8 protein-coding genes and 1 pseudogene are annotated in these 4,479 nt (G+C 30.1%); 5 read left to right on the top strand and 4 right to left on the bottom strand.

Annotated features, from left to right (window positions below; translation table 11 throughout):
- Positions 1–250 precede the first annotated feature (250 nt).
- Together KTF99_RS16685 and KTF99_RS16680 are read left to right on the top strand one after the other, a co-directional pair.
- A complete protein-coding gene (locus KTF99_RS16685) occupies positions 251–394 on the top strand; it encodes a hypothetical protein (protein ID WP_158561510.1) in 144 nt (47 codons plus the stop codon).
- A gap of 46 nt (positions 395–440) precedes the next feature.
- Positions 441–842: a hypothetical protein gene (locus KTF99_RS16680; protein ID WP_009009789.1), complete on the top strand. Its 402-nt coding sequence runs from the start codon at positions 441–443 to the stop codon at positions 840–842.
- Between the two features lie 232 nt (positions 843–1,074).
- On the opposite strand, the gene KTF99_RS16675 is transcribed toward KTF99_RS16680, so the two are convergent.
- Positions 1,075–1,431 (bottom strand): hypothetical protein, encoded by a 357-nt coding sequence (locus KTF99_RS16675; RefSeq protein ID WP_008792852.1) that lies wholly within the window; start codon positions 1,429–1,431, stop codon positions 1,075–1,077.
- A complete protein-coding gene (locus tag KTF99_RS16670) occupies positions 1,431–2,489 on the bottom strand; it encodes an amidase domain-containing protein (protein WP_226814649.1) in 1,059 nt (352 codons plus the stop codon). Before KTF99_RS16670 ends, KTF99_RS16675 begins: the two co-directional genes overlap by 1 nt.
- Before the next feature lie 132 nt (positions 2,490–2,621).
- On the opposite strand from KTF99_RS16670, the gene KTF99_RS16665 reads away from it, so the two are divergent.
- The 3 genes from KTF99_RS16665 to KTF99_RS16655 are packed head-to-tail and all read left to right on the top strand — an operon-like array spanning position 2,622 to position 3,791.
- Positions 2,622–2,960, top strand: coding sequence for a PadR family transcriptional regulator (locus KTF99_RS16665; RefSeq protein ID WP_008792854.1), 339 nt, complete (start codon positions 2,622–2,624; stop codon positions 2,958–2,960).
- A complete protein-coding gene (locus KTF99_RS16660; protein ID WP_008792855.1) occupies positions 2,953–3,324 on the top strand; it encodes a DUF6120 family protein in 372 nt (123 codons plus the stop codon). The genes KTF99_RS16665 and KTF99_RS16660 overlap by 8 nt, the downstream gene beginning before the upstream one ends.
- A 5-nt stretch (positions 3,325–3,329) precedes the next feature.
- On the top strand, positions 3,330–3,791 hold the full coding sequence (locus tag KTF99_RS16655) for a hypothetical protein (RefSeq protein ID WP_217215666.1): 462 nt from the start codon (positions 3,330–3,332) through the stop codon (positions 3,789–3,791).
- An 88-nt stretch (positions 3,792–3,879) separates the two neighbouring features.
- Here KTF99_RS16655 and KTF99_RS16650 read toward each other — a convergent pair whose 3' ends face one another.
- Together KTF99_RS16650 and KTF99_RS16645 are read right to left on the bottom strand one after the other, a co-directional pair.
- Positions 3,880–4,215, bottom strand: coding sequence for a hypothetical protein (locus tag KTF99_RS16650; RefSeq protein ID WP_134583040.1), 336 nt, complete (start codon positions 4,213–4,215; stop codon positions 3,880–3,882).
- Between the two features lie 60 nt (positions 4,216–4,275).
- Positions 4,276–4,479: pseudogene (locus KTF99_RS16645) on the bottom strand (Y-family DNA polymerase); the annotation flags it as partial.

The raw sequence follows: 4,479 nt of genomic DNA, 5'->3' as shown, positions 1-4,479 counted from the left end.
ATAAGTATTTCCGATATCTCATTTCATCTAAACAGGCAATCCGCACTCCGTCTTCGTCTGCTTTAACACTAAAAGACAGAGTGATACTAATGTAGCACTTAACAATCTTAATTCATTAACAGCTACAGTTACCAATAAGCTAAATAATGGCGATTTTATCCCCAAAATCACGGCTGAAGCTGAAGTTGGAATAGTACCAGAAGTTCGGGTATTAGGAGCAAAAGATATTCAACACGATGCTCTAGAAAAAATGGAAGACTATGATAAGGATTCTGAATTGATTGTTGAAGGTAGAGATTATAGCACAATTAATGACGGTCACTGCAACCACCAATTTAAAAATGAGTTCCTTATCAAACAAAGCAAAATAACAAAAGTTAATTTTAGAGAATAACAGTCTCTCCCCTTTTGTGCTTTGCAACATAGAGAGGAAATAATAAATGTTATTAGATTTTATTAAATCAAACTGGAAAGAAATTACTACATGGTTGGCTTTATTTGGTGTTGTGGTAGAAGTTTCTCCAATTAAAATTTATTCACTTCGTTGGGTTGGAAACAGAATGAATGCTGACATAAAAAAGGAACTAGATAATGTTAATGAAAATTTAAACAAACATATAACTGATTCAGAAAAGAAAGAAATGAAAAACTTGAGGTTTCAAATGTTGGATTTTGCTGATCGTGTACAAAATGATAGTAAACCATCGAAAGATGCATTTAGTCATATATTCGATACTATTCAAGATTATCATGATATTATTGATAAATATGAATTAAAAAATGGCTTGATTGATATAGAGACTGAAAATTTAAAGCAAGCATATAAAAAATTATATACATAAAGGGGTTAGGACAAATTAATGTCTTAACCCCATTTTTTTGCTTTATTAAAGCCGAGCATATGATTGATTATACCAATTATAGCTTCTCTTTACCCCACGTAAAATATGATATGCTCGGCGATAAGACAGTGTTATAAACTTACAATAACAGTACCGATTAGCACAGCAGTATAATTAGCTTTTTCATTCCCAACACTACAATATCCTTCAAATCAATAGGTGGAATCTTATATCATCGAGGCATATTATCATATGAAGTCACATAATAGAAATTATCTATTTTTTTGACTTTAAATGTTCCTCCCATATTATTAGGCTTTCCAATAATACTTTGCGTTATCATGTAATAATTGCATTCATCATTCTTTTCAATTTCTTCACTATGAACTTCTTCTATTTTCATAAAAAATACCTTATATGTTGAATTTATATTATAAACATATTCTGCTATTGCTTTTTGTGGTGTTGAATTATCAAATAGATTGCTTATATAATTAGTGTACAATTTCAGCCCGACAAAAAATATAATTATAACAATCAAAATATTAAATACTTTACTTCTCAACAATTTCTTTATTTTTTCTTTCATTAGAATCTAATCCTTACGTATGTTCCAGAGGTATTTTCCCATCCATTTACTGAAGAACTTACTTTAGCACAATAGTTACTTGTATGTTGTGCTATTGTTACATCATAATATCCACTAGATGTTTTACTCCCAGATGCAACTACAAAAGCAACATGATTATATCGTCCATCCTTCTCCCAATCTGCTATTATAAAATCACCCGCCTGCAAATTACCTGAGAATGTATTAAAGTTTCCTGATGCATATTGACTATTACTTCTAGAATACCAGTATGTTTCAAAATTATGCGCAGCTGACCAAGAGGCTGTATATGGTTTCCATGTAGTATTTGTTGGTGCACCACCTGACCTTAGAATCTGCGATGCAAAATTAGTACAATCGGTACTATATGTTGTATAGCTTGGATTAGGATTAACAGCATATTTTTTTGCGTAACTTACTGCTGTGCTTTTATTAAAGTTAAATGAAGCAGCTCGTGTCATAGGCAACTGATTAATAGTATCAATTATAGGACTTGTGTACGGTAAGTAATTGATTAATTCAAAAATATCGACATTTTCCTGATTACATAAAATCCTAGCTTGACTATTTATTTCATGATTTTCACATACTGTGAAAAATTGATTTAAGATATTTATATCTTCTATATCTCCACTAGCAATATTATCAAAATACATTTCTTTAAATACATTAAAATATTCTTTCCAATTGTTTAAGCTTAATGTGTCTAAATTTCCAACTGATGAGATTTCATTTAATTCATCATCAAATTTGCTAATAATAATATCAAATGCAGTACTCATATTATCAAATTCCCAAAACAACGGATTGCTAGTTCCATTAACATTTAATACTCCTCCTGATTTTAAATCAACAATATTTTCTAATAAATTGTAAGGAGATTCACTATAAATATTACAATCTGCATCTAGGCTTATTTCTTTTTCCATTGCAGTTACAGTAGAAATATTAGTTGGAAATATTCCCACTAAAAATACAGCAATAATTAAAGATACAATAAATTTTCTACTCTTTTTTATAACATATCTTCCTTTCATATTTGTTGAAAACGTTTCCTTAACTATATGATAGCACTTTATTTACATATGTCAATAGCTACATATATTTTATATGTATTGAATTATCGATTATATTGTGATTTAATTATATTAAAGATAGGAGATGGATTAATGAGCAGATCTTCAAACAATTTTTTTAGGATGGAAATGTTGCTGTTAAAAATCATAGAAATCGGAAATGGCGAATATTATGGTTATAAAATAGTCCAGCAGCTTCAGGAGTTATCTGATGATAAAATAAAGTTAGCTGAAGGAGTCATGTACCCCATCCTCTATCGGCTTTTAGACAAAGGTTATATTATCGATGAAAAAAGGCTTGTTGGTAAAAGAAAAACAAGAGTTTATTATAAGCTTGAACCAAAAGGAAAAGAATATCTTAACCAACTTTACATTGATTACATGGATATAAACACTAGTATTATTAAAATCATGGAGGCAGGAAATGAATAATGTTGTCAAACAATATCTAAAGGAATGTAGACGTACATTTCCATTTATAAGTAAAAATGAAAAATTATTTTTTAAGCGCTTAGAAGATAATTTGAATGATATTGACGAAAACGTTACTTATAAAGAAATATGCTTAAAATATGGCGAACCAAAAAATGTTATGATTTCTTATATAGAAAATTGTGACAATGAATATATCTTAAAGCGAACTTCTATTAAGTCCATTGTGAAGAAAATATTCATTACCCTATTTTGTATTCTAATAGCACTATGTGCTACACTTCTTATTTATAATCAACTGATATACAATGCATATGATGATTCTAATACTATAAAAAAAGTAACTATTATTGAGGAGGAGTAAAGAAAATGAAAAAAATATTTGCAAGTTTTTTAACTGTTTTAACACTATTAGGCACTACACCTGTATTTGCATTAAATGAAGAAAGCAATACACAGATAGTCGAAAGATTTGAGGACGGTAGTTATATCGAAGTGACAATCGAAGAAATATCAACGCTTACAAGAAGTAACACTAAAAAGGGTAATAAAACAACATACTACAAAAACACATATGATGTAATCTTATGGTCTGTCAAAACCAGTGGAACATTTACTTATGATGGCTCAACCGCAAAATGTACTGCTTCATCAGTTGACACTCAATGTCCAGCTATAAATTGGAAATTGAGTAATATTAGATCATCAAAATCTGGTGCAAGCGCTTATGGATATGCAACCGCAAAAAGTTATAACGGTCTTGGAATGGTTTTACAAACTATAAACGAAACAGTAAAACTTACTTGCAGTCCAAGTGGAACATTATCTTAAAACAATTAAAAATAGGTATAACATCGAAAATTAATCTTTTTGAATGTTATACCTATTTTTTTGCACTATTCAGTTAATTCAGTTTCAATTATCCCGTGCCAGCAGGTGTGATTTTTCGGAGCGGTTCTTTCGGGTTTGACAACTCAAGCATCTGATAATCATATTTGCTTGTATCGGCAGCACCATCTATGTAATCAGCTTCAACTCTGTATACTGGGTACGAGTAATCTTTCATTCCCTTTAAATCATCTAATATATCTTGCTGAATATCTTCAAACACATCATCTATGTCCTCAGCCATTTCGACTCCTATTAACTCATGTGATTTAGTATTTTTCCAAATACACTTACCGCATCTAAATACTAGATATTTATTCATTTTTCTTTTTCTCCCATTCAGCTTGTATTTCTTTTTCAGCCGCATCTAAGGTTAGTTCCCCTATGTCGTATATAGTCATATTCATAATCATATTGATAATCATTGCTTGGCAACAATATCCATTGCTACTTTTGCAAGATATAGATTTGTTCCTATTCCCGTTGTGGCTGTTATTCCTGTTGTCTTATAAATATCCTGAATAATCATTTTTGCAAATTCCCTTGGAGATGTATTAACAGTCTTAAGATAGCTCGTTGCATCAATAAAAACCTCATCAATTGAATAAACATGAATATCTTCAGCTGAGGT

The organism is Erysipelatoclostridium sp. MSK.7.34 (assembly GCF_019041935.1).
Lineage (GTDB): Bacteria > Bacillota_I > Bacilli_A > Erysipelotrichales > Coprobacillaceae > Thomasclavelia > Thomasclavelia ramosa.
This window is presented reverse-complemented; position numbering and strand designations above follow the sequence as displayed.

Excerpts from the sequence above, each read along its gene's own strand:
- KTF99_RS16675 (WP_008792852.1), bottom strand. The coding sequence starts at position 1,431 with ATGAAAGAAAAAATAAAGAAATTGTTGAGAAGTAAAGTATTTAATATT.
- KTF99_RS16650 (WP_134583040.1), bottom strand. The coding sequence starts at position 4,215 with ATGCGGCTGAAAAAGAAATACAAGCTGAATGGGAGAAAAAGAAAAATG.
- KTF99_RS16685 (WP_158561510.1), top strand. The coding sequence starts at position 251 with ATGGAAGACTATGATAAGGATTCTGAATTGATTGTTGAAGGTAGAGAT.
- KTF99_RS16670 (WP_226814649.1), bottom strand. The coding sequence starts at position 2,489 with ATGAAAGGAAGATATGTTATAAAAAAGAGTAGAAAATTTATTGTATCT.
- KTF99_RS16660 (WP_008792855.1), top strand. The coding sequence starts at position 2,953 with ATGAATAATGTTGTCAAACAATATCTAAAGGAATGTAGACGTACATTT.
- KTF99_RS16680 (WP_009009789.1), top strand. The coding sequence starts at position 441 with ATGTTATTAGATTTTATTAAATCAAACTGGAAAGAAATTACTACATGG.
- KTF99_RS16655 (WP_217215666.1), top strand. The coding sequence starts at position 3,330 with ATGAAAAAAATATTTGCAAGTTTTTTAACTGTTTTAACACTATTAGGC.
- KTF99_RS16665 (WP_008792854.1), top strand. The coding sequence starts at position 2,622 with ATGAGCAGATCTTCAAACAATTTTTTTAGGATGGAAATGTTGCTGTTA.